This window comes from Litoribrevibacter euphylliae, from assembly GCF_042646085.1.
GTDB classification, from domain to species: Bacteria; Pseudomonadota; Gammaproteobacteria; order Pseudomonadales; family Litoribrevibacteraceae; genus Litoribrevibacter; species Litoribrevibacter euphylliae.
This window is the reverse complement of sequence record NZ_JBHRSZ010000007.1, coordinates 148,766-171,219: the sequence shown is the minus strand read 5'-3', so window position 1 is coordinate 171,219 and position 22,454 is coordinate 148,766. Positions and strand designations below refer to the sequence as shown.

At 45.8% G+C, this 22,454-nt stretch carries 26 protein-coding genes; 11 read left to right on the top strand and 15 right to left on the bottom strand.

The window, feature by feature from the left end:
- Positions 1 to 100: 100 nt before the first annotated feature.
- The 3 genes from rpmB (at position 101) to ACFOEK_RS16190 (ending at position 1,236) form a co-directional block, all read left to right on the top strand.
- A complete protein-coding gene (gene rpmB, locus ACFOEK_RS16200; protein WP_386722511.1) occupies positions 101 to 337 on the top strand; it encodes a 50S ribosomal protein L28 in 237 nt (78 codons plus the stop codon).
- Between the two features lie 12 nt (positions 338 to 349).
- Entirely contained in the window at positions 350 to 505 is a 156-nt protein-coding gene (rpmG, locus tag ACFOEK_RS16195; protein ID WP_284383238.1) for a 50S ribosomal protein L33, read from the top strand.
- 134 nt (positions 506 to 639) lie between these two features.
- Positions 640 to 1,236, top strand: coding sequence for a YhgN family NAAT transporter (locus ACFOEK_RS16190; RefSeq protein ID WP_386722510.1), 597 nt, complete (start codon positions 640 to 642; stop codon positions 1,234 to 1,236).
- A gap of 12 nt (positions 1,237 to 1,248) precedes the next feature.
- Here the strand turns inward: ACFOEK_RS16190 and ACFOEK_RS16185 are convergent, their stop codons facing one another.
- From ACFOEK_RS16185 to ACFOEK_RS16170, 4 genes are all read right to left on the bottom strand, one after another.
- Positions 1,249 to 1,863 (bottom strand): trimeric intracellular cation channel family protein, encoded by a 615-nt coding sequence (locus ACFOEK_RS16185; protein WP_386722509.1) that lies wholly within the window; start codon positions 1,861 to 1,863, stop codon positions 1,249 to 1,251.
- Positions 1,864 to 1,874: 11 nt separating this feature from the next.
- Positions 1,875 to 3,866, bottom strand: coding sequence for a hydantoinase/oxoprolinase family protein (locus ACFOEK_RS16180; protein WP_386722508.1), 1,992 nt, complete (start codon positions 3,864 to 3,866; stop codon positions 1,875 to 1,877).
- Between the two features lie 172 nt (positions 3,867 to 4,038).
- The gene (locus ACFOEK_RS16175; RefSeq protein ID WP_386722507.1) at positions 4,039 to 5,031 is read right to left on the bottom strand and encodes an HDOD domain-containing protein; all 993 of its coding nucleotides are present in this window, start codon (positions 5,029 to 5,031) and stop codon (positions 4,039 to 4,041) included.
- Positions 5,032 to 5,208: 177 nt separating this feature from the next.
- Complete coding sequence (locus tag ACFOEK_RS16170) at positions 5,209 to 6,144, bottom strand: HDOD domain-containing protein (protein WP_386722506.1); 936 nt, start codon at positions 6,142 to 6,144, stop codon at positions 5,209 to 5,211.
- A gap of 221 nt (positions 6,145 to 6,365) precedes the next feature.
- On the opposite strand from ACFOEK_RS16170, the gene ung reads away from it, so the two are divergent.
- The 4 genes from ung to ACFOEK_RS16150 all read left to right on the top strand — a co-directional run bounded on the left by ung (position 6,366) and on the right by ACFOEK_RS16150 (position 9,183).
- Positions 6,366 to 7,046, top strand: coding sequence for a uracil-DNA glycosylase (ung, locus tag ACFOEK_RS16165; protein ID WP_386722505.1), 681 nt, complete (start codon positions 6,366 to 6,368; stop codon positions 7,044 to 7,046).
- A 114-nt stretch (positions 7,047 to 7,160) separates the two neighbouring features.
- Positions 7,161 to 7,994 carry a bifunctional DNA-formamidopyrimidine glycosylase/DNA-(apurinic or apyrimidinic site) lyase gene (mutM, locus tag ACFOEK_RS16160; RefSeq protein ID WP_386722504.1) on the top strand — a complete coding sequence of 278 codons (834 nt, stop codon included), beginning with the start codon at positions 7,161 to 7,163 and terminating at the stop codon, positions 7,992 to 7,994.
- 109 nt (positions 7,995 to 8,103) lie between these two features.
- A complete protein-coding gene (locus ACFOEK_RS16155; RefSeq protein WP_386722503.1) occupies positions 8,104 to 8,466 on the top strand; it encodes a hypothetical protein in 363 nt (120 codons plus the stop codon).
- Positions 8,467 to 8,559: 93 nt separating this feature from the next.
- Entirely contained in the window at positions 8,560 to 9,183 is a 624-nt protein-coding gene (locus ACFOEK_RS16150) for a porin family protein (protein ID WP_386722502.1), read from the top strand.
- Positions 9,184 to 9,196: 13 nt separating this feature from the next.
- Here the strand turns inward: ACFOEK_RS16150 and ggt are convergent, their stop codons facing one another.
- The 4 genes from ggt to ACFOEK_RS16130 form a co-directional block, all read right to left on the bottom strand.
- On the bottom strand, positions 9,197 to 10,900 hold the full coding sequence (ggt, locus tag ACFOEK_RS16145) for a gamma-glutamyltransferase (RefSeq protein WP_386722501.1): 1,704 nt from the start codon (positions 10,898 to 10,900) through the stop codon (positions 9,197 to 9,199).
- A 5-nt stretch (positions 10,901 to 10,905) separates the two neighbouring features.
- Positions 10,906 to 11,154, bottom strand: coding sequence for a YfhL family 4Fe-4S dicluster ferredoxin (locus ACFOEK_RS16140; RefSeq protein ID WP_386722500.1), 249 nt, complete (start codon positions 11,152 to 11,154; stop codon positions 10,906 to 10,908).
- An 87-nt stretch (positions 11,155 to 11,241) separates the two neighbouring features.
- A complete protein-coding gene (gene coaD, locus ACFOEK_RS16135) occupies positions 11,242 to 11,730 on the bottom strand; it encodes a pantetheine-phosphate adenylyltransferase (RefSeq protein ID WP_386722499.1) in 489 nt (162 codons plus the stop codon).
- Between the two features lie 225 nt (positions 11,731 to 11,955).
- Positions 11,956 to 13,401, bottom strand: a complete 1,446-nt coding sequence (locus ACFOEK_RS16130) for a coniferyl aldehyde dehydrogenase (protein WP_386722498.1) — start codon at positions 13,399 to 13,401, stop codon at positions 11,956 to 11,958.
- Positions 13,402 to 13,670: 269 nt separating this feature from the next.
- Here ACFOEK_RS16130 and ACFOEK_RS16125 point away from each other — a divergent pair, with 269 nt between their 5' ends.
- From ACFOEK_RS16125 to ACFOEK_RS16110, 4 genes are all read left to right on the top strand, one after another.
- A complete protein-coding gene (locus tag ACFOEK_RS16125; protein WP_386722497.1) occupies positions 13,671 to 14,318 on the top strand; it encodes a TetR/AcrR family transcriptional regulator in 648 nt (215 codons plus the stop codon).
- Between the two features lie 297 nt (positions 14,319 to 14,615).
- Complete coding sequence (locus tag ACFOEK_RS16120) at positions 14,616 to 15,224, top strand: chalcone isomerase family protein (RefSeq protein WP_386722496.1); 609 nt, start codon at positions 14,616 to 14,618, stop codon at positions 15,222 to 15,224.
- Positions 15,225 to 15,339: 115 nt separating this feature from the next.
- Positions 15,340 to 15,543 carry a hypothetical protein gene (locus ACFOEK_RS16115; protein WP_386722495.1) on the top strand — a complete coding sequence of 68 codons (204 nt, stop codon included), beginning with the start codon at positions 15,340 to 15,342 and terminating at the stop codon, positions 15,541 to 15,543.
- A gap of 36 nt (positions 15,544 to 15,579) precedes the next feature.
- The gene (locus ACFOEK_RS16110) at positions 15,580 to 16,653 is read left to right on the top strand and encodes a lipase secretion chaperone (protein ID WP_386722494.1); all 1,074 of its coding nucleotides are present in this window, start codon (positions 15,580 to 15,582) and stop codon (positions 16,651 to 16,653) included.
- Between the two features lie 14 nt (positions 16,654 to 16,667).
- Here the strand turns inward: ACFOEK_RS16110 and ACFOEK_RS16105 are convergent, their stop codons facing one another.
- From ACFOEK_RS16105 to ACFOEK_RS16075, 7 genes are all read right to left on the bottom strand, one after another.
- Positions 16,668 to 17,375 (bottom strand): HAD family hydrolase, encoded by a 708-nt coding sequence (locus ACFOEK_RS16105; protein ID WP_386722493.1) that lies wholly within the window; start codon positions 17,373 to 17,375, stop codon positions 16,668 to 16,670.
- Positions 17,376 to 17,400: 25 nt separating this feature from the next.
- The gene (gene xerC, locus ACFOEK_RS16100) at positions 17,401 to 18,300 is read right to left on the bottom strand and encodes a tyrosine recombinase XerC (protein WP_386722492.1); all 900 of its coding nucleotides are present in this window, start codon (positions 18,298 to 18,300) and stop codon (positions 17,401 to 17,403) included.
- Complete coding sequence (locus ACFOEK_RS16095; protein ID WP_386722491.1) at positions 18,301 to 19,011, bottom strand: DUF484 family protein; 711 nt, start codon at positions 19,009 to 19,011, stop codon at positions 18,301 to 18,303.
- Positions 19,012 to 19,078: 67 nt separating this feature from the next.
- Positions 19,079 to 19,909 (bottom strand): diaminopimelate epimerase, encoded by an 831-nt coding sequence (gene dapF, locus ACFOEK_RS16090; RefSeq protein ID WP_386722490.1) that lies wholly within the window; start codon positions 19,907 to 19,909, stop codon positions 19,079 to 19,081.
- Between the two features lie 34 nt (positions 19,910 to 19,943).
- Positions 19,944 to 21,203 (bottom strand): diaminopimelate decarboxylase, encoded by a 1,260-nt coding sequence (gene lysA / locus ACFOEK_RS16085; protein WP_386722489.1) that lies wholly within the window; start codon positions 21,201 to 21,203, stop codon positions 19,944 to 19,946.
- 40 nt (positions 21,204 to 21,243) lie between these two features.
- Positions 21,244 to 21,453: an LPS translocon maturation chaperone LptM gene (lptM, locus tag ACFOEK_RS16080; protein WP_386722488.1), complete on the bottom strand. Its 210-nt coding sequence runs from the start codon at positions 21,451 to 21,453 to the stop codon at positions 21,244 to 21,246.
- Between the two features lie 131 nt (positions 21,454 to 21,584).
- Complete coding sequence (locus tag ACFOEK_RS16075; RefSeq protein WP_386722487.1) at positions 21,585 to 22,352, bottom strand: glutathione S-transferase family protein; 768 nt, start codon at positions 22,350 to 22,352, stop codon at positions 21,585 to 21,587.
- Positions 22,353 to 22,454: the final 102 nt, after the last annotated feature.

Below are 22,454 nucleotides of genomic sequence, written 5' to 3'. Positions count from 1 at the left end.
ATATTAGTCGGATTGACTGAAATTCGACGGTTTAATATACAGAGGCATCATTAGTTAACAGAATTTATGACGACGAATTTAATTCGTTGGAGGCGAAACAATGTCTAAGGTTTGTCAAGTAACTGGTAAGCGTCCAGTCACTGGTAACAACGTTTCACACGCAAACAACAAAACCAAGCGTCGTTTCTTGCCAAACCTGCAAACGCACCGTTTCTGGGTTGAAGGTGAGAAGCGTTTCGTTAAGCTACGTGTATCTACTAAAGGTATGCGCATCATTGATAAGAAGGGCATCGAGGCTGTACTTGTTGACCTTCGTGCTCGTGGCGAAAAAATTTAAGGAGCCTGAACCATGCGTGATAAAATCAAGCTAGTTTCATCTGCTGGTACTGGTCACTTCTACACTACGGACAAGAACAAGCGTAACACTCCAGACAAGTTGGAGTTTAAAAAGTACGATCCTGTTGTTCGTAAGCACGTGATCTACAAAGAAGCTAAAATCAAGTAAGATTTAAGCTTCCAGCGAGAACCCGGCTTTATGCCGGGTTTTTTCGTTTCTGCGATTTATAATACGCGTTAATCTCTCTCTGTTACCCAGAGTTTGTCTACACTGTTCCTGAGAATGAATTGATTGAGGTGAATATGGAATTTCTCAATGCGTTTCTGATGCTGTTTTTGATTATGGATCCGTTGGGGAATTTGCCTGTTTTCATGTCGATCCTGAAGTCGGTGCCGGAAGAGCGTCGTTCAGCAGTATTACGTCGGGAGCTATTGATTGCTTTGGCAATCATGATGCTGTTCTTGTTTGCGGGTCAGGCGATTCTCAATGCATTAAGTCTTAAACAAGAATCCGTCAGCATTGCCGGCGGTATTATTCTGTTTATCATTGCCATTCGAATGATCTTTCCTGGGCGTGGTGGTGTCATGGGCGCGCAACCGGAAGGCGAGCCCTTCATTGTACCACTGGCAACCCCGATGATTGCCGGTCCTTCGATATTGGCGATGCTGATCTTGTTTGTGAATAACGAACCGGAGCGCCAATTGGAGTGGGCGTTGGCGTTATTCTGTGCCTGGTTATTAACATCGATTATTCTGCTGGCCTCCAAGCCGTTGTTTAAATTGCTGAAACAACGTGGTCTGGCGGCCATTGAGCGTTTGATGGGGATGATCTTGGTGATGGTTTCTGTACAAATGTTCCTGGACGGTGTGGTGCACTACGTCCAGTCACAAAGCATGTAAGTTGGGTTTGTATTAACCTTTCGTGCTGAAAGTTGGCAGACTCAAATGCTTGCGAATAGCGACAGTGCGCAACGCGAAAGTAATGCAGAACGTCATTAACAGTCGCCATTCTTCATCAAGGATGGCTTCGGTTAAGAAATAACACAGGCTGCCAGCAATCGCAGTTAACGCGTAAATCTCTTCTCGTAGAACCAGTGGAATTTCATTGGTCAGCACATCCCGAATCATTCCTCCGACCGTGCCTGTCATGACTCCCATGATGATGCAAATGGTTGGGCTGACATCCAGAGATTGAGCGACTTGAATACCGATAAGATTAAAGGTCGCTAGACCGATGGCGTCCATGTAAAGCAACCATTGGCGCTTACGGTGGATGTGGTTGGCGAATAACACCGTCAGCATCACAGATGACAGCACTACGAATACATAGATGTTGTTCTTCACCCAAAATACAGGGGTGTTCCCTAGCACAAGATCGCGGAATGTGCCGCCGCCGACAGAGGTCACCAAAGCCAATACGATCAGACCGAAAAAGTCGATGCCCTTGCCGCGTGCAGCTAAGGTGGCGGATGCCGATAACACCGCAACCCCGAATAAATCCAAACCGTAGATGATTAACTCTGTCATTGCCTTAGCTACTAATGCTGCTCCAATAAAAGGTGTCCATGCTTGCTGACCGTGGCTGTCCAGCCAGGTTTTATCAGTGTAGTAGAGACCTGTTCGCTGATCAGCGCGGGCCCGCTAATGATACAGCCGGCTGCCAGTGTATCTCGTTGATAGCGAGGCACTTTATCTGAGAGTTGATAGAGATCTACCAGCCCATCTGGAGCTGGTGTTTTGGGGGTGCTCTTTGTACCCTCTTCAGCACTCGTTAATAGTGGCATGCTGATGCTGTGGGTGAAGGCAAAGACGCGTACCCTTAGCGTCACTAATTCAACATTCATTTCCATGCTGTGCCCAAAACGAGCTTGGTGTGCTTGATGGAAACGTTCAATGATGGACTCTTTAGGACCTATCGGAAGGTTAATCGTAAACGATTGCCCTTGATAACGAAGATCTGCCGAGATGTGTTGCTCTAACTGATTTTGCTGAACACCCTCAGAGAGCAGTTGGGATTTGCCCTGCTCGGCCAAGATATCGATGGTTTCGGTGAGCTTGTCCCAGTTTAGAGACGATGAATCTTGATTGACGGTCTTGGATAATTGCCGTTCGTGGGGTGCAACCAACATGCCGTAGGCAGACAATACCCCGCCGAGTCGAGGAACAAGCGCTGATTTAATGTTGAGTGATTCAGCAATGTCACAGACATGTAAGCCCCCTGCACCACCAAAGCAGGTTAGACGAAATGCCCTGGGATCTTCACCGCGCTTTACGGCAATGTTTCGCAGTGCGCGTGTCATGTGTTCATTGGCAATGGTTAATATGCCTAACGCAGCTTGTTCTACGGTGAGCCCTAGTGGTTCTGCAAGGGTGCTGACCGCCTGACGAGCTTTTTCGAGGTCCAGGGTCATTTGTTTGCCAAGAAAAGCTTCCGGGCGAAGTCGTCCTAGCACGGTATTCGCATCGGTCACCGTTGGCTGTTCTCCGCCTCGGTCATAACACGCCGGACCGGGAAAGGCGCCAGCGGATTCGGGCCCAACCTGCAAGAGACCGCCTTGATCGATATAGGCAATTGAGCCACCGCCAGCGCCAATGGTGTGCATGTCGACCATGGGAACAGCGACCGGATAGTCTCCAATGTGTCCGTCATTGGTCAAACGAATATCACCGTCGATGACTGCGACGTCGGTGGAGGTTCCGCCCATATCAAAGGTCAGTAAGCGCTCTTCATTGATGTCTTTGGCCAAGGCGCGGACGGCGGCTAATCCTCCTGCAGGTCCAGACAATAACAGGTTGACGGCGCGATTAGCTGCCTGGGAAGCATCAATGGTGCCGCCAGAGGATTGCATAATCGAAAGCGGTGTCGGAGCGACATTGTCACTGAGTTGTGTAAGGTAGTTTGATACTAAAGGCCCTAACCAAGCGTTCAGCCAAGTGGCCATACCGCGTTCGTATTCACGATATTCCGGCAGAACATAGGATGAACGACTGACGTAGTAATCGTCTTTGATGGCCTCTTCCAGCGCTTTTTCATGGCGATCATCCAAGAAGGAGAATAAGAAATTAATGGCCACGGCCTCGGGATTAAGTGTCTTAAGTTGGGCTTTGATTTCTTCTACATCAGCCTCGGTTAACGGATCGAACACCTCTCCATTTGCGTCAAGGCGACCTCCGGTTTCTAGGCATAACGCTTTTGAGACTGGCGGGGCCTGTTCACTGGGAGTCAAGTTATAGAGTTCTTTACGAGTTTGGCGACCAATGCTCAGGGTATCTTTGAAACCATGATTGGTAATGTAGGCGGTTCGTACGCCCTTCCCTTCAAGCGCCGCATTGGTCGCCACGGTACTGCCATGAACTAAAATGATCTTGCCTTCTTTTATGAGAGACGTAAGGCCGAGTTCCTGAATACCTTGTAATATTGCGCGGTCGGGCGAATCTGGCGTTGAGAGGACTTTATGAACTTGGATGCTCTGCCCATCAAATAAAACGAAATCAGTGAATGTGCCGCCAGTGTCAACGCCAAGAAACATGGGGTGTCCTTATAAGAGTATTCTGATGAAGGAATCTATTGATACGATGTAATGAGTGAAATTCTAAGGGGGGGTTAGACTTGGAACAAGTGAAAATCCCTAGCTTCATAGGATATTCATAACAAACGCCGAATTTGGCGTTCGACCCTTGCGCGAGACATCGACGGTGTTATCAGGCGCAGTATCGGCGAGCGGCACTGATCGGTGTAACTTTTCCTGACGACTGCGAGTCGGATGTTGATGATTGGCTGGTAAGTCCATAGCGGTCGGCCGCAGACGTGACAGGGGGTTGTTCCATTGCATTGCCTTTACCGGATAAGGTATTAAGTAATAAGTTGGCTTTGGCATCGACTAACGTAACGAAGTGATCTAATGATTCTCCCAAAATGCCGTGTAATGCGGCTTTCTTAACAGGCACAGTTTTTTCCAATTGAGGCAGACTAAGATCGTTCTTGTCTCTAATACGATGAATTAAGGTGGCGAACTGGAACACATCCACCAGATTGAATGGTCCGGACGTCAGCTCTTCAAATTGATCTCGATGGCGGATGCAATTCACGACCTGCTCATCCATCTGCCAATGTTTGGCGAGGACGACCCCAATGTTGGATGATATCTGAGACGGAATGTCGTCTATTTCCTCTGGGGACGGAACCGCCATCTTGTTGTTCTGCAAATAGGACAGCAACATCAAGGTGCCCACGTGGTACATGGAACCGGCTAACAGTGCTAAGTCAGCATCCACTCGTACGCCGTAGTCCGCAATGCGACTGGCAATGGCTGAACTCAAACTGCCGATACGTAAGTTTTCTTGCCACAATGCACGAATGACATGACGGGAAGGTAAACTGCGTTTAACGAAGGTCGTTTCCATTGAGTGCGTCAGTACAATGGAGGTCACCGAGGTTGTGCCTAGACGAATGATGGCGCCGTTAAGATCGGAAGAGGGTCTGGTGCCATAGAAAGCCGTTGAATTGGCTGCCTGCATAATAACCGAGGCGATTTCAGGGTTGGCGTGTAATGGCGGTAGCAGATCCTTAACCCGGAAATTGGGGTTGGCTAAGGTATGTCTTAACTTCATGGTGGTGTCGGGTAAATTCGGAAGCTTTATTTTCCCGGCGAGAATGTCCTGATAAACCTTAAATTGAATGCCTGAGCGCCACATAATTCACTTTCCCAAGTGCGTTTGTTCTTTTTATTTATTGTTATTATTTTTTCTAGTTGTCATGAATAATTATTAGACATGCACTTCATACTAAAACATTCGTTTGAAAACAAAAAGCAGTTTTACCAACAAATCTGTCAGTAGAAGAGCTGCACAAAGTGGTTCTATAGATTGAACTTATCCAAACTGACGGTAGTTGGGTGAGTAGTTAGCTGAAAAGGAGGTAATGGGAAATTTGTTGATCAGAGGCGATAGGCCTCGGAAGATGATTAATGCGTGGCCATCGACCATTTGTGTAAAGTGTTGGGCTTCTTCTCGAATTAGTTTTTCTTTAACCGCTTTAATAAACGGCAGACTGTCTTTTAAGGCTACAACGTTCGGGTTTTGTTTGTTGTAGTTTTGATGATGGGTTATGGCCATGTGAAAAATGTCGATCATGCTGAACGGTTGGCGATTAACTTCCTGGAAGTAATTGCGTTGCAGTGCGCATTCACAGACTGACGAATGCAACCGCCATTGAATGGCTGCTAAAGAAGACATGTTACTGGCCAGTGGTGCGGGAATGTTTTGAGCGTCTTGCAGATTCGGTGTGGCAAGTCCTTTATTGCGAAAGCTGTTGATCAGCAACATAGTACCTAAATGATAAACTAAGCCAGCCAACATGCTGGGTTCTGCAGGCATATGGTTATATTGCCCCAAGCGGGTATAGAGTGCTGTACATATAGAAGCGATTTGTAGGCTTTCTTCCCACAGTTGGCGAATTGTATGTTTTGCAGGTAGGTTGTCTGTTAACACTAGGTTGCGAATACCGAACAGTGTAATGAATTCGGACACCTGGGCTGCGGATAGGTTTTCCAGCGCTTGTTCTATGGTGCTTAGCGCTGGCGCTCCGTAATATCGATCAAAGTTGGCGGCATTTACCAGTAACTGACATAAGTCAGGATCGGCTGATAACTTCTCAAGAATTGCCGGATGAGAATTTAGGGGGGACAGTTTCGATAGATCATCAACCTCTGTTTTCAGCGTAATGAAGTGCTTGCTGAGTGAAGGTAATTTGACTCGGCCGTTAAGTAAGTCTTTATAAACCTTATAATGATTATCGAGACTCCACATCGTTACCTACTTCCTTATAATAAGTGGCCGTCCTAGCCTTGAAATGAGAGGTAGAATGCCTCTGTTATACGTTGATTTCACTATAAGAATCAACCGGAATCTATGATCAAATGAGAAACATTATTGAGTATAGTATCAGCATGATCAAAGGTATGTGGGTGGGCATTACTAAAGAATGTAAGATATTGCCCTGAAAACAATAAACAGCAGGATAGAAAAGAGTGTCTTCAGTAAATCTAGAACAGGGTTGGATGCATCATTTAGGTGGTGAATTTGAACAACCCTATATGCAACAACTACGATCTTTTTTAAAGGAACGGAAACGCGCTGGTGCGGTGGTTTATCCTGAGTCTGATGATTGTTTTAATGCTTTTAACTATACCCCGTTCGATCAGGTTAAGGTGGTGGTGTTAGGGCAAGACCCTTATCATGGTCCAGGCCAAGCTCATGGTTTAAGTTTTTCTGTAAAGCCTGGTGTGGCGGTTCCGCCCTCTTTAAGAAATATTTACAAAGAGCTGGAAGCGGATTTGCATATTCACCCTGTGACTCATGGCTACCTTGAAAGTTGGGCTAAACAAGGTGTCTTGTTACTGAACAGTGTGTTAACGGTTGAGCAAGGGCAAGCGGCAGCTCATCAGGGCAAGGGTTGGGAATACTTTACCGATAAAGCCGTTCAGGCGTTAAGCGATAATCGCGAAGGACTGGTGTTCTTATTGTGGGGCAGCCATGCTCAGAAAAAGGGGAAGCAGGTGGATAGAACGAAACACTTGGTGCTTGAAACGACCCATCCTTCACCATTGTCAGCACATCGTGGCTTTTTGGGATGCCGACATTTCTCAACGTTAAATCAGTATTTAATTCAGCGTGGTCAGTCGCCTATTCAGTGGCAATTACCTGAGTGAGGTGCAACTATTTCAGAAATACAGTGAAACGAAATAGTAACGTCATTGTGCTGAATTCCCAGTTCATACGGCCGTAACTTAGCTTGTTACGCCTATCTATTTGAGAGACGTGTTATGCCTGAATTACCTGAAGTTGAAACATCACGAAGGGGAATTCGTCCTCATATTATTCATAAGACGGTTCACTCTGTTGTTGTTAGAGAGTCCAAATTGCGTTGGCCTGTTCCTGATTCTTTAGAATTTCAGTTGGTTGGGCGTGAACTATTGGCGGTAAATCGCCGTGCGAAGTATCTGCTATTAGAGTTTGAGCATGGCACGTTACTGATTCACCTTGGAATGTCAGGCAGTTTACGCGTGTTGAAAGACGATGTGCCTGCAGTCAAGCACGATCATGTTGATATCGTATTTGAAGGTAAAAAAGGTAAGAAGCGCGTAACTCTGAGATACAATGACCCTCGAAAATTTGGTGCGGTGTTATGGCTTGAGAACGTTGAAGAATCAGATTACCTAAAGCATTTAGGGCCAGAACCGTTATCAAATAAGTTCACGGGCTATTACCTGCACAAACAGAGCAAAAAGCGAACGGTTCCAGTGAAACAGCTGATCATGGATAACAAGGTGGTGGTCGGTGTCGGTAATATCTATGCCAATGAAGCTTTATTCATGGCTGGAATCAGACCGTCATTGAGTGCCAATGCCATAGGTTATACTCGCTATCAACGTTTAGTGTTGTGTATTAAAAAGGTGTTGAGTAAAGCGATTCAAGAGGGCGGTACTACCTTAAAAGATTTTGTTGGTGGTGACGGTAAGCCCGGGTATTTTCAACAGGAGTTACAAGTTTATGGTCGCGCAGGAGAAAGTTGCTATGTTTGTGGTGACGTCTTAGAAGAAATCCGTATGCAGGGCCGATCTAGCGTTTATTGTCCAAAATGCCAAAAAGGTCGCTAAAAAAGCTGACAAAGATTCTTTTTAAGGCCTATTATTAGTTCATAATTATTTAGGGGATGAACTAGTTTTCTAGATGTCACCGAGTACAGATTGAAGGAATATAAGAACTATGTACACATTATTTACCCGAATTGCCAAATTCTTAGCTATGTCTGTGCTGATGATTCAGCTTATGTTGCCAACTCAGGCGATGGCAAATTCTATATCTAAGCAAAAGCAACTGAATGAACCTGGCCCGGCTGAAATGGTGCTTGATGGCATTGTGGTTCGCCCTATTATGCTTGGTTTGACTATCTTGGGTACGGCTGTGTTCATAGTAACGTCTCCGTTTTCATTGTTAGGTGGAAATTTAGAGGATGCAGCGGATGAATTGGTTGTGAAGCCAGCTAAAATGACCTTTATTCGTTGTCTTGGTTGTTCCACGCCAGAGCGAAAGTATGAAGTGGTAAAACAAGAAGCGCCTGCTGAATAATATTCTGTAAGCCAAAAAATTGTGGAAAAGGCCTCGTAAGAGGCCTTTTTTCTGTGTGACAATAGCCAGCGTTCGCACTTAAGGAGAAAAATAATGATAACTACTCGAACGCTGGCCTGCTTATCACTTGTTTCTATTTTGCCTTTCGCATCTGTTGTTCATGCCGAAATGGGCCCATATGTTGGCATTGGTGCTGGTATCACTAAGTTTTATGACGATGGCTTTATTGAAGATAATCAGGGCAATGGTGATTGGGATGATTCTGGCACCGCATACGGCTTTGTTGCTGGTTATAAATTCTCCAACAACTTTTCAATAGAATGGAGTTACCAGGATTATGATTACAATGAATACGGTGTGGATTCATTAAGTGATGTTGATATGCAAGCATGGCATATTTCAGGTTTGATGGCTTTACCCTTCGAAGAAACTTTTTTAGGGAAGTTGGATTTGTATGGTAAGTTGGGATTTGGCGAATCGGACTTTTCGTACAGACAAGCTCAGTTCGGAGTGGGTGAAGACCAGACATCGGAATCTTTTATCTTAGGCGGAGGAAGTCAGTTCTATATCAACCAAAACTTCCGGATTAGAACTGAGCTAGATATAACAACATTTAACTTAGAGGCTTCTACTAGTCAAAACGCGACCAGTTACCTAACCAAAGACTATACTTTTACAGCATTAACTGCCAAAGCTATGCTGGTCTATGCTTTTTAGTAGAGCCCTTCGTTTAATGGTTTAAGGTTAAAGAGTTTCCGATTCGTCTCGGATCGGAAGCTGCAGTGACTTTCTTTTCCTTTAGATTCCAGAGTATGGCCTGCATGTTGCCATATGTTCGGCCAACGGGCTTTAATTTATAGCCATGCCTTTCTAGTTGTTTCTTCTCTGCAGAACTAAAGGTTTCGGGCTCGTGTTGAATTACATCGGGTAAATATTGATGATGGAATCGCGGGCGACTTACCCAGTTTTCCACTGGCGCTTGATTGAGGTGTTCCAAGGCTCCTAGAAAGACCATGGTGATGATGCGGCTTCCACCAGGTGTTCCAAGTATGGCGAGTGAATCTGGGCTTTCAATGAAGGTAGGAGTCATACTGGATAATGGTCGTTTACCTGCTTCTACGGCATTCGCCTCAGTTGCAACTAGGCCATAACTGTTAGGTACGCCTGGTTGGCTAGAGAAGTCATCCATTTCGTTGTTCAAGAGTAATCCAGTATCTGGGTCGGTATAAGCTGAACCGAAAGGTAAGTTGATGCTTAGCGTGGCAGACACTCGGTTTCCTTGGTCGTCCAGAATAGAATAATGCGTAGTATCGGTTCCTTGATTAGGCGGAAGCACAGGTTTTAATTCGCTACTCGGTGTTGCTTTGTTCGGTGTGATCGAATTGCTGAGCTGTTGGAGGTAAGAGCTGCTCGTTAATTTGCTGGGGATGTCAGTAAACGCGGGATCACCCAGGTATTCAGCTCTGTCTCGATAAGCGCGACGCATTACTTCGGCCAGTAACTGAATCTGTTCGACGCTTTGATGTTGAGGCATGGTATGGTGTTGTAGCATGCCGAACATTTGAGCCAGTGCGATACCACCTGCGGAAGGTGGTGGTGCAGAAATGAAATGATAACCTTGATAATCAAACTCAATGGGGGCGCGTTCGATCACTTGATAATTCGCTAAATCCTCTAATGTCCAGATGCCACCATGATCTGTCATGTTTTTTACTAAATACTGAGCTGTTTCTCCTTGATAAAAACCTGTGTGGCCTGCTTTAGCTAGTCGCTTTAAGGTTTGGGCCAAGGCGGGCTGTTTAATGAGGTGGTCAAGCTCAGGTATTTTTCCGTCGACTAAAAAGATTGCGTTTGTTGTTCTTTCTTCCTGCATCGCTTTAAGGCGGTAGGCAGCCAGTTTCCGATAGACTTTATCCACAGGGAAGCCTTGTTCGGCATAGTGAATAGCATCTGATAGTGTTGTAGAAAGTGGGAGGTTGCCGTAATGCTTAGCGAGATGGGCTAATGCTGCCGCTTGTCCTGGGATACCTGCGGCGAGCGGTCCATTGATGGACAATGAGCGGATAACTTCATTCTGATTGTTTTGGTAAAGCTTTGGATGGGCTTTTTGGGGTGCCGTTTCACGACCATCAATAAACACGTTACGCTGCTGTTTTGCATCGTGAATTAGCCAGAAGCCGCCACCGCCAAAGCCAGAACTGTAAGGTTCGACCACGGCTAGGACAGAAGCAACGGTGATGGCTGCATCAAAGGCATTACCACCTTGCTGAAGAATCTTGATGCCAGCCTGTGTGGCCAGAGGATGTGCCGATGCTATGGCACTCTGAGGTGGTGTCTCAGAGTTGGAGGCAATGACCGGATTGCTAAAGACGAAACTGACAAAAATAAGGAAGATGAAGTGCTGCTTAACAGAGGGCGTTAACAAGCGATTCAATAGTGTTAGTTTCCGGTCAGTTTCTTGAACTTGTCCATTAACTGGTCTTGGGTTTCTGGATTTTCCGGATCTATAAGGATGCAATCTACTGGACATACTTCAATACACTGAGGTTCATTGTAGTGGCCTACGCATTCAGTGCACATGGAAGGGTCTATTTCATAGACCACATCTCCAGGATAAATGGCTGCGTTAGGACACTCAGGTTCACAAACGTCACAGTTAATGCATTCGTCAGTAATTAGAAGCGACATACTGAAGTCTCCTGCGACTTGGCTGTTGAAAGCATGTGGCAGTATAAAGTTTAAATTGAAGCGCTAAATTTAAAAGTCTGCAGTGCTTCAATTTGAGTTCTTGCTCACGTGCTCTCGTAAAATTTGTTCAACCTTCGGGTGAACAAATTTTGAAATATCTCCACCAAGTGCGGCAATTTCTCTTACTAGTGTAGATGAAATATAGGAATTTTTTTCATCTGGCGTTAGAAACATACTCTCTACAGTCGGCGCTAATACACGGTTCATATTGGCCAGCTGAAATTCGTATTCGAAATCCGATACAGCTCTTAAGCCTCGCAGAATAACATTTGCGTTCACGTCGGTTACAAAGTCTGCCAATAGGTTTCTAAAACCTACAATCTCAACGTTATCAAGATGCGCGGTAATTTCTTGCGCTAACTGAACACGAGTATCCAAAGACAAAGTAGGACGTTTCTTCGGGCTTTCGGCGACGGCCACAATAATTTTGTCGAACAAGCGAGCTGCACGTTCAATCAAATCGGCATGGCCATTGGTAATAGGATCAAAAGTACCCGGATAAACGACAATATTCATATATGATTCCGCATAAACGCTGTAGATTTGAACGGGCATGTTACCGAAATTTACTGCGCTTGGTAAGAGTTCAGAGGAGTTTCCTCGCTCCAAATCAAAGGATTGGTAACTTTTTTATCGATTTAGTTCGTTAATTAGTTTGCTCTTATCTGGATTGGGATAAAAAAATGCCGACACCCAGTGGATGTCGGCATACACTCCAGGGACAGAGGTTTTCGAAACGGATTAACGAATAAAGAACTTATAAATCATTTTATGAATCATCTTCCCATAAGGGGCATAGGCCAGTTTGCCACTGTTCAGGCGAGGTTTACTTAATACTGACTTAGCGTGGGAAAAGGTTAAGAACCCTTCATGACCATGATAGGCGCCCATGCCGGATGGGCCGATGCCGCCAAATGGTAGATCATCAAGCGCTACATGCATGATGGCATCGTTCAAGCACACACCACCCGCGTGCGTTTTAGCCAACACATGCTCTTGTTCTTCAACGTTGTAGCCAAAGTAATAAAGGGCTAATGGACGTGGACGATCATTAATGAAGTTGATCGCTTCATTCATGCTGTTGTAAGTAATCACTGGCAGGATGGGGCCAAAAATTTCTTCCTGCATCACTGTCATATCTGGGGTTGGATTAAGCACGATATGCAACGGCAGTTTGCGTGTTCCTGAGCTTAGGTCTTCGTTTGCTGGGTTGATCTCGATGATTTGTGCACCCTTGCTGCGTGCATCTTCGATCCAGGTTCTGAGGCGTTGATATTGGCGGTCATCTACAATCGCAGTGTAATCGTGGTTGTCTTTAATCGATGGATAAAGACGAGCAAAGGTCTCTTTGTAGTAATCTACAAATTCATCCAATTTATCAGTTGGACACAGCACATAGTCCGGAGCTACACAGGTTTGACCTGCATTGAATGACTTACCGAAACACACGCGATCAACCGCATCGTGCATTGGTGCATCCGGTGCAATGATCGCAGGAGATTTACCACCTAACTCCAATGTCACAGGGGTCAGATTCTCTGCTGCGGCACGCATTACATGGCTGCCGACTAGCGTTGAGCCCGTAAATAGAATGTGATCGAACGGTTTCTTGGTAAATTCTTGGGCTACATCGGCTTCACCGGTGATAACACTCACTAAACTCTTATCAAAGGTTTCACCAATGATCTTATCCAATAGCGCCGATGTGCGAGGTGTGTACTCTGACATCTTAACCATAGCTCGGTTACCTGCGGCTAAAGCGAAGCACAGTGGGCCAAGCGATAAGAACACAGGGTAGTTCCAAGGAACAACAATTCCGACAACGCCTTTAGGTTGATAAACCACTTTGGCAGACGCTGGTTGGAAGAGCAGATTGACGTGGCGTTTTTCAGGTTTCATCCATTGTTTGAGGTTCTTCATGCAATAGTTGATACCAGAGACAACCGACATGATTTCTGCAATCAGCGTTTCATCTTTTGAACGGCTGCTAAAGTCAGCATTGATGGCATCGCAAATTTCGTTTTCATATTTCAATACCATGGCCTTGAGGCGTTTTAGATTGGCCAAACGTTCGTTCAGACTTGGCATTGGATTTTCTCGAAATGCTTGCTTTTGAGTGCTAAGTACTTGATTTAGGTTCTGAATTTCGCGTTTTGATTCCGATAATGCAACAACGTTGGCAACCATAATATTGCTCCTCTCTAGGCTGTAGATCACGGTTATTCAATAACTCGTGGATGCGACAAACCGTCAAAATTTACCCTGTATGTTGTTTAGAGTAATTGCTCTAAATGAGAAATGCAACTGTTTTGCTTATTTTATATTCAATCGGGGTGAGTGGTATGAAGAGAGTCAGCGTAATCACAAGCATAAGCTTTGACCCTAGCGATAAGATAAGTGAAGATAGAGCTTGGGCTCTAATCTTATCCTAGTGATGTAGGCAATTAAGCGATTACATGAATACTAAAGAACGAATTCTCGAAGCGGCCTTGGTGCTCTTCAACGAACAGGGTGAACGTAATGTCACCACCAATCATATTGCTGCGCATCTTGGGATTTCACCGGGAAATCTTTACTATCACTTTCGGAATAAATCCGAGATTGTTTATGAAATCTACCAAGAATATGAACAGCTGGTGGATCAAACACTTGACGTTCCTGACGATCATGACCTAACCATTCAAGATAAAGCGCACTATCTGGAAGCGGTTTTTGAAGGTATGTGGGTGTTTCGTTTCTTACATCGGGATCTGGCCTATTTCATCGATAACGATGAGCGACTGAGAGAGCGTTACACAGAGTTCAGTCGTCGCTGTCTTGAAAAAGTCGGAGCTATTTATCATGGGCTGCGACGTGCCGGTATCATTGAAATTTCAGATGAAGAGATTAAGGCGTTGGCTATTAATAGCTGGTTAGTGGCGACTTCCTGGGCAACTTATTTACGAACCGCTGATTATGATATCTCTCTGGAAGATCAGATTACACGTGATCGTCTTCGTCGTGGAATCTACCAGGTGTTTGCGTTGGAGCGACCTTATCTTAAACAGCATGTGCGCGATGAAGTAGAACGGGTTCAGCTCAGTTTTCTGTCCGGTACTGCCTAGGTCGGTAAGTGCGTATCTGCATTGAGCAGATGAATATGAGGTGGTGCATAACTTTGGCAACAACCAATAGTACCAACCAATTGCGTCAAGTGATCTTTACCTGTTGTCGGATAAGCTTAGGATCTTGGCGCTTGCTATGTGATTGCAGTCACAAAATGTCGTTATACTCTGTCCTTTCGGTCGGCACATGGGCACAATGTGTTTGAAAATTAATCAAAGCGTCATAAAGCTGGATTAAAGGCTGTAGTTAGATGTCGCATGAAAATAATAACAATAAATGCTAACGAGGTTCCTCTCATGTTCTGGTTTCGAAATGCGATCCTGGTGATTGTGCTTTTGTGTTCATGGTCTCTCCATGCTGCGCTTATTTCTGATGTGGAAGTTGCGGATACCGTTTCTTTAGAAAGTGGACAGACTCAGTTGGTTCTGAATGGCGCCGCGCTCAGGAAAAAATACCTGATTGTTGATGTCTACATTGGCGGTTTGTATCTGGAAGAAGCATCTCAAGACCCCGACACCATCATCAGTGCGGATACTTATAAGCGTATGATGTTTCATGTATTGCTTAAGCGCGTAAGTGCCCGGAAGGTGGCTAATGCTTTGAACGAAGCCTTGGTTATCAATATCAGCAAGGAGGAGCATCAAGTCTTAAAGCCTCAAATTGACCTGTTCTTGTCTTTATTTGATGACATCCGTTTGCATAAAGGGGATGAAGTGACCATTGATTATGTCCCTGGAACAGGAACAATAGTTCATATGCCTGGTCGTGAGGATGCGGTTCTGGAAGGCAAAGATTTCTATGACGCCTTGTTGAAAGTCTGGATTGGCCCTCAGCCTGTCAGCAAAGACTTCAAGCAACAGATGCTTGGTGTAATGGACGATTCTGAGATGGACGAAGACGTCTGAATTGAGTGAAAATCACTCTAAAATCGTACAAACATTTAGTAAATTCGAGAAAATTGTCTATAACTTAATATTGCTTAGTTGGTAACTGAATGCCTACGGAGAAGCGAGGAAGTTTATGGCAAATTATAACGACAAAGATTTTTTCTCGAATGACGAACAACAAAAATCAAGGTCCAATCATGTAGACCTGAGAGCTCAGTTGGAGAGCGATATCGAAAATTTTCTGAAGGCCGGAGGCGCAGTAACGGTGGTTGAACCCAACGTTATGGCGGATCCACCGAAAAAGCCTGAAAGTAAATACGGAAGTCGCCCCATCTAGCTTGCTACATCGCATTGGGCAGTGGAGCAGTAGCCCATGCGAATTACCCTTTCTATTCTCGCTCTTCTTTTTCTGACATTAGGTGGATTAAGTTTCTGGTTTACCCAGTCCGAACCAGACGTTCGTGATCTGTCCGATTTCAATTACATTTCTGATAACCATGTGTCGGCTCCTGCACCTGAGGTTATTGTTGATAACCAATCTGTTGTTCGTGCAGAGATTACCTCAAATGATACGGTGAAATTGCGACGAGAGCAGGAAATCTTGCAGTCGTTACCTCGTTCTTTGAGGGGGACGGATATTAATGGAGGGTTTGAGGTAGGCCCTGATGGTCACCTAATTCTGTCCAAAGCCAATAAAGATTTCTTCGAGTACTTCCTATCCACTCTGGGTGAAGAAAGCTTAGAACAAGTTATTGATCGCATGGTTGCCTTAATTGAATCCCGGCTGGAATCGCCAGCCAAAGAAGAAGCCGTGCAGCTATTGAATAACTACATTGCACTCAAACGGGCGCTGTTGGATCTAGAGCAAGAGGTCGGAGAAGGTTTATCTCAATACGGTGATTCACCACTGGCACAACATAGAGCTCGGCTGGATATGTTGAGTAGTCTTCGTACTCAGTATTTGGGTGATGAGGCGGCGAGTGCGTTCTTTGGTGAGAATGAAGATTTTGATCGTTATATGCTCGACAAAATGGCATTAAATGGCAATACCGAGCTGTCTGATCTTGAGCGATCAGAGGCGTTAGTGAAGCTGATGGAAGACGCACCTGAAAGCATTAAACCGCGCTTAGAAGACGATTATCAGATGCAAAAGTTGAATGTCGAAGTGGCAAGTTTAAAAGCCTCTGGAGCCAGTGATGAAGAGGTGTTTCAAGCTCGTGCGCAGGTTCTAGGTGAAGACGCTGCGACACGCTTACAGCAGGTAGAGACAGCGCAAGCGCAATGGGACTCGAGGTATCAGGACTATCTTGATCAAAAGGCCGAAATCGAAAGTGAAGGTCTTTCGGAAGCGGCGCAGACCGATCAAATAGAAAGCTTGCAAACGCGCCTGTTCGAAGACAATGAAATTCGACGTGTTCAGGCGCTGGATCGCATCAAAGGCAGCTGATCAGTTACGTCGTTTTAAGGTATTGTCTTAAGATACTGGTTGATTAGCTCGGGAATATCTGACAGTGTGGACGCGATCAGATCTGGTTGGCAATCATCCCGTTCCCACATTTCATGGTGTTGATTAAACCACAGCGTATGGATATTCAATCGAGCTGCCCCATAAACATCGTGCTCTTGGTGGTCTCCGATATGCAGTACTTGTTGAGGCTGTAAGCCTGTGCGTTGCAATGCGGCCTCAAAGATAAAGGGCTCAGGTTTAGCGGCATCAAAATTCTCGGCGTTAAGCCCAAATTCAAACATTTCCAAGCCTAATTTGCTGAGATCGGCGTTGCCATTGGTCAGGGCTGCGAGGCGATAACTCTTGGCTAAATCATTAAGCATTTCAAGTGCATCGTGGTAGAGCTCAATGTTTTGGCGCTCTGTTAAAAACGCTGTAAACGCCAATTGACTGCCTTCTTCGGATTGAGCTTGGGTATAGCCTGCTCGCTCCAAGGCTTTTTGCAGGCAAAAACGGCGAATTTCGCTGACGCGATGTGCCAAAGCTGGAATCTCATCGGCCAATTCAAACTTCAGCTTTCGTAAACTTAGCTTGGTGAAGTGATCATTTATCTTCGGGTAATATTGGGATAGAAAATCCCAGCAGGCCTGCTCTGCCGACAAAATAACGGGATCGGAATCCCACAGGGTGTTATCGAGGTCGAAGGTAATGAGTTGTATCACTGGATGGCCTTTGTATCGTTAGTGCTTACTTTTTAGAGCGCTTCGCGCGGGGATGCGCATTATCGTAAACCTGGGCTAAGTGTTGGAAGTCCAGGTGGGTATAGATTTGCGTTGTTGAAATATCTTCATGCCCGAGTAATTCCTGGACTGCTCGGAGATCACTGCTCGATTCCAGCATGTGGCTGGCAAACGAGTGTCTGAGTTTATGGGGATGAAGGTTTCCTGATATGCCTTGTTTCATTGCCCAGTGTTTTAAACGCTCTTGAACGCTACGCTGCTTGAGTCGCTGCCCTTGTTGTGTAGTAAACAGGGCATGTCCTGAGTCCAATGGCCGTTGTTCAATCCAGTCTTGTAACGCTGAAACAGCATGTCGGCCAATGGGCAAGGCGCGTGTCTTTTGTCCTTTACCGGTGACCACCAATTGGCCGCTTCTGAGATCAAGGTCCTGGACATTAAGGCTTACCAGCTCTGAGAGACGCAAACCGGATGAATAAAACAGTTCCATAATGGCTTTATCGCGAAACTCGATCCAGTCTTCTGGGATGAAATCTAACAGGGCATTAATTTGATCTGCGTCGAAGGTGCCGGGTAACTTTCGATCGGCTTTGGGGGCACTGACGGCTTGCGCAGGATTGGTTTTGCAAATGTTCTCTTTATTGAGATAGCTAAAGAGACTACGACAGGCAGATAAGTTTCTTTGAATGCTTTTGCTGGAAAGGTTCTGCCGTTTTAAATATGCGCTGAAGAAACGAATGTGGCCTGCATCGACCCGTTCCCAAGCTTTAAGCTTTTGGCTTTCAAGGAATTGAATGAAACGAGTCAGGTCTCTGCGATAGTTACTGATGGTGTGTTGAGAGACCTGTCGAACATCGGTCAGATAGCGTAAGAACTCGTTGAGTGCGGAGTTGAATACGCTGTCGGCCATTTAATGCTCGTCCAATGCGTGTTGTACAAAGCGTGGTAACACTTGCGCCAATACATCGCTGATGTAATTCAGGAATAACGTACCCATGCCTGCACTGAATCGATCATCGTGTTCGCTGCCGATAGCAAAAATTCCCAGGTCGTGACCTCGGCGGATGGGGGTTACTGCTGCGGATTGAATTTTATCCGATCCTTGTGGGAACAGGAACTTGGTTAAGTCTTCGTCCAACACGCCACAGTAAGGCTGACCAGATGCAACCCAGCGTGCCAAGGTTTCCGGCAGTTCCGATTGCAGCACAATTCTCATATAACTGTTGGTGCTGTGTTCTCTTGGCTGATCGTCACTGATGCCAAACGCAAACAGTGAACAGGCATTGAGTTCGAAATCGTAAAGAATGCTGTTTTCCAACGAGAGGAACAAATCGTCCAATGACTGAACGTCTAGTAAATCGAGTACCAGGCGTCGAGTCTTCTCAAACAAACGATCATTTTCTCTGGCGATGGTCAGCATGTCGCGCATGTGTTGATCGAGTTGTGTGTGTCGCTCACGATACAAATTAAGCTGACGTTCAACCAACGAAACAGCGCCACCAGTAGCATGCGGGATACGCATCTTGGAGAGGAGCTTGTCTCGTCCAACAAAGAAGTTCCGGTGTTTATTTAAGTAGTCTTCCACCTGTTGATCGGTGATGTCTTGTAGCTGTTCCGTCATGCTTACTGCTCTGCGTTATTATTTTGTAATGCCCGCCAGATGAAGTTGTGTACTGTGATTTTCGTACTTAAAGATAAATCTGACCTTCAAAGACTCTCGTTGCCGGGCCTGTCATGTTGACGTGGTGACCTTTGCCGGCCCATTCAATGAACAGGCTACCACCTGGTAGATTAACCTTAACACCAGGATCGAGCAAATCTCGTAATTGCCCGGAAACCACGGCCGCACATGCGCCTGTACCGCAGGCTAAGGTTTCCCCAGCGCCACGCTCGTAAACCCTAAGGTTAATTTCGTTGCGGCTGACAATTTCCATAAAGCCAACATTCACTCGCTGCGGAAACCGTGGATGACTTTCGATGATTGGGCCAAGTGATTCTACAGGTGCTGTTTTAACGGAATCAACGACCAATACGCCATGGGGGTTACCCATGCTCACGGCACCGAGGGTGAGTTGCTGATCATTGGCTTCGAAGTCGTACTCGGACGCAAATTGATCCGCTTCAAAAGGAATGGCCTTGGGTTCCAACACAGGTTCACCCATATCCACAGTCACTTCACGATTGGACTGGAGATGTAAGGTGATTTTACCGCTGCTGGTGCTGACTTTGATCTCATTCTTGGCGGTAAGGCGCTTGTCTTTGACGAAGCGAGCAAAACAGCGAGCGCCATTACCACACTGTTCAACTTCGCTGCCGTCAGCATTGTATATGCGATAAGTAAAGTCGACATCGGGCGACGTCGGGGGTTCGACGATCAACATTTGGTCAAAGCCAATGCCGAAGTTACGGTCTGCTAACTGGCGAACCGTGTCCTCGTCCATTTTGTAATGTTGAGTCACCAGGTCAATCACCATGAAGTCATTGCCTAAACCGTGCATCTTTGTAAACTTTAATCGCATTGAGATCTTTCCATTCAGCGCTTAAGAATGCGCCTTAGTCGTTAATCAGTTGTTCGCCCGTTAATTGGTGTTCGATGGTTTCACGTTGACGAATTAAGTGTACTTTGTCGCCATCGACCATCACTTCGGCTGCGCGATTACGGCTGTTGTAGTTTGAGCTCATAGTAAAACCATAAGCACCGGCGGATTTAACGGCCAACAAGTCGCCTGCTTGTAGATCCAGCTCGCGATCTTTACCTAGGAAGTCGCCAGTTTCACACACAGGCCCGACTAAATCCCAAAGCTTGGTATCTTGTTCTGCGTCCGGACGAATCGATACCGGAACGATGGCTTGCCAGGCGCCGTACAAAGATGGGCGAAGCAGGTCATTCATCGCACCATCGATGATGGCAAAGTTCTTATGTTCGGTAGGTTTCAGGAACTCGACTTGTGTCGTCATGATGCCTGCATTGGCCGCAATCGAACGACCTGGCTCAAAGATTAATTTAAGGTTACGACCTTCAATGCGTTGTTTGATGGCATCAATGAAGTCAGCAACAGCAGGCGGTTGTTCATCGTCATAGACTACGCCTAAGCCGCCGCCTAAATCCAAATGCTCAATAACGATGCCTTGTTCAGCCAGTGAGTCGATGATCTTCAATAAGCGATCCATGGCATCAATGAAGGGTTGGATTTCAGTCAACTGAGAGCCGATGTGGCAGTCCATACCAACAACATTAAGGTGGTCTAGTGCGTGTGCACGTTGGTAGCAGGCGATGGCTTGATCGACACTGATACCAAACTTGTTTTCTTTCAAGCCGGTCGAGATGTACGGGTGCGTTTTGGCATCGACATCAGGGTTCACTCGTAGCGAAATATCAGCCACTTTGCCAAGCTCACCGGCGACTTTGTTGATGCGATCCAATTCTGCATCAGACTCCGCATTGAAGCAGTAGATACCGAGCTCTAAGGCACGCTTGATTTCAGCTTCTGTTTTAGCAACGCCCGAGAACACGACTTTGGAGGTGTCACCACCGGCAGCCACTACACGTTCTAGCTCGCCTACGGAAACAATGTCAAAGCCTGCACCAAGTTTGCTCAATACATTTAATACCGCAATGTTTGAGTTGGCTTTCACTGCGTAGCAAACCAAATGAGGTACATCTTGCAGTGCGTTCTCATAAGCCAGGAAATGGTTCTCGAACGCAGCGCGTGAATAAATATAGCAAGGGCTGCCGTAACTTTGATGGATGTCTTGAACGGCTACGTTTTCTGCAAAAAGCTGGTTGTTTCGGTATTCAAATGCTTGAGTCATGATAGATTTTTCGTGTCCTGGAGGCCGTAGTCTTTAAGTATCAATCGTTTGAAGAGGCGGATTGAGCTTTTTTCTTTGTCTCTTGAGAAGCTGTTTCGGATGTTTGTGTGGTCTGTGCTTCTGGTAAGTCTGTTTTAGGAATATACAGGCCACCTTTTTGACCACAGCCGGATGACAGTGAAAGTACCAGAATGACAAACAGGCCGGAGATGGGCTTTAAGGCGCTAAATGGTGAAGTGGCATGTGTCATAGTCTTATACATCCGAAAGCGAAATGTCGTCGATTATATCAGCAAATCTATATAAATGGATTAGGGAATTTCAATGTCGCTTAGTGAAAAAATCGTTAAATTGAGGTGGTGTTTCGATAAGGCCGAAAGCGTTAAAGCATATAACGGTCTGCGGGTTTTACTTCCCAGCGGTGCTGTTGATAGAGTCGCTGCACCCAATGATAGAAAGGGCGGTCTTTGAGGCGATCCTGGAATTCGGCTAAGTCATGGGGAAGCCGTAAATTCTCTGTGTGGTAAGGGTGTTCTGGCGGTTGGCAGATCGGGCTTAGCAAGGCTGCGGCCGTTAAATCTGCACGTGTGAATCGATCACCGACGAGATACTCTTTGTTTTCGAGTTTTTGATCCAGATGCACCAACAAATTATTAAGAATGAGTCGAGAGCGTTCGGCTTCTAATGCGTTCAGCTTCATGTCTCTGACCAGTCGACTCTTAATGGTTGGCAGCATAAGGGTATAGAAGTTATTGCTGTACCACGGGCCATATAAGGTGATCAGTTTTCTCAGTTGTCGAGAGTCTTGCAGCATATAGGTGTAGAAGAAGCGACGAAGGTGTAAACCGGCGTCTTTGTCTAATCGGCGCTCAAGTTCCAAGGCTTCTTTTCTGAGTTCTGGGTCTTCGGGCGTGAGAAGGCGGGTTGGGAAGGCGTCATCAAGATGGGTGATGATGTTGCCGGATCCCTGAATGTAATTCATTCCATGTCTTAGAATCGGCAGTTGCGTACTGCTGGCCACTTTCAGGGCTTTACGCGCGTGAGTTCCCGGTAATAAATTCTCCGTGGTGAAGATCAATCCTTTATGGTCGAGTGCCCAACGGGCTTTCTCGCAGAACTGAGATATGGTGAATTGATACAGGGTGATCATAAGTGCTGGTATAGGCTATTAGAATCAATAAGTTGGCATTCTAGGGATTATAGCCTTGAAGCGAAAATTCACTAGCACTATTTTTGACAGGCGTAACTGGGT

Excerpts from the sequence above, each read along its gene's own strand:
- dapF (WP_386722490.1), bottom strand. The coding sequence starts at position 19,909 with ATGCGATTAAAGTTTACAAAGATGCACGGTTTAGGCAATGACTTCATG.
- ACFOEK_RS16150 (WP_386722502.1), top strand. The coding sequence starts at position 8,560 with ATGATAACTACTCGAACGCTGGCCTGCTTATCACTTGTTTCTATTTTG.
- mutM (WP_386722504.1), top strand. The coding sequence starts at position 7,161 with ATGCCTGAATTACCTGAAGTTGAAACATCACGAAGGGGAATTCGTCCT.
- ACFOEK_RS16185 (WP_386722509.1), bottom strand. The coding sequence starts at position 1,863 with ATGACAGAGTTAATCATCTACGGTTTGGATTTATTCGGGGTTGCGGTG.
- ACFOEK_RS16175 (WP_386722507.1), bottom strand. The coding sequence starts at position 5,031 with ATGTGGCGCTCAGGCATTCAATTTAAGGTTTATCAGGACATTCTCGCC.
- rpmB (WP_386722511.1), top strand. The coding sequence starts at position 101 with ATGTCTAAGGTTTGTCAAGTAACTGGTAAGCGTCCAGTCACTGGTAAC.
- ACFOEK_RS16180 (WP_386722508.1), bottom strand. The coding sequence starts at position 3,866 with ATGTTTCTTGGCGTTGACACTGGCGGCACATTCACTGATTTCGTTTTA.
- ACFOEK_RS16125 (WP_386722497.1), top strand. The coding sequence starts at position 13,671 with ATGAATACTAAAGAACGAATTCTCGAAGCGGCCTTGGTGCTCTTCAAC.
- ACFOEK_RS16075 (WP_386722487.1), bottom strand. The coding sequence starts at position 22,352 with ATGATCACCCTGTATCAATTCACCATATCTCAGTTCTGCGAGAAAGCC.
- lptM (WP_386722488.1), bottom strand. The coding sequence starts at position 21,453 with ATGACACATGCCACTTCACCATTTAGCGCCTTAAAGCCCATCTCCGGC.
- ACFOEK_RS16170 (WP_386722506.1), bottom strand. The coding sequence starts at position 6,144 with ATGTGGAGTCTCGATAATCATTATAAGGTTTATAAAGACTTACTTAAC.
- ACFOEK_RS16120 (WP_386722496.1), top strand. The coding sequence starts at position 14,616 with ATGTTCTGGTTTCGAAATGCGATCCTGGTGATTGTGCTTTTGTGTTCA.
- ACFOEK_RS16130 (WP_386722498.1), bottom strand. The coding sequence starts at position 13,401 with ATGGTTGCCAACGTTGTTGCATTATCGGAATCAAAACGCGAAATTCAG.
- lysA (WP_386722489.1), bottom strand. The coding sequence starts at position 21,203 with ATGACTCAAGCATTTGAATACCGAAACAACCAGCTTTTTGCAGAAAAC.
- ACFOEK_RS16140 (WP_386722500.1), bottom strand. The coding sequence starts at position 11,154 with ATGTCGCTTCTAATTACTGACGAATGCATTAACTGTGACGTTTGTGAA.
- xerC (WP_386722492.1), bottom strand. The coding sequence starts at position 18,300 with ATGGCCGACAGCGTATTCAACTCCGCACTCAACGAGTTCTTACGCTAT.
- ACFOEK_RS16095 (WP_386722491.1), bottom strand. The coding sequence starts at position 19,011 with ATGACGGAACAGCTACAAGACATCACCGATCAACAGGTGGAAGACTAC.
- ACFOEK_RS16155 (WP_386722503.1), top strand. The coding sequence starts at position 8,104 with ATGTACACATTATTTACCCGAATTGCCAAATTCTTAGCTATGTCTGTG.
- ACFOEK_RS16110 (WP_386722494.1), top strand. The coding sequence starts at position 15,580 with ATGCGAATTACCCTTTCTATTCTCGCTCTTCTTTTTCTGACATTAGGT.
- coaD (WP_386722499.1), bottom strand. The coding sequence starts at position 11,730 with ATGAATATTGTCGTTTATCCGGGTACTTTTGATCCTATTACCAATGGC.
- ACFOEK_RS16115 (WP_386722495.1), top strand. The coding sequence starts at position 15,340 with ATGGCAAATTATAACGACAAAGATTTTTTCTCGAATGACGAACAACAA.
- rpmG (WP_284383238.1), top strand. The coding sequence starts at position 350 with ATGCGTGATAAAATCAAGCTAGTTTCATCTGCTGGTACTGGTCACTTC.
- ACFOEK_RS16190 (WP_386722510.1), top strand. The coding sequence starts at position 640 with ATGGAATTTCTCAATGCGTTTCTGATGCTGTTTTTGATTATGGATCCG.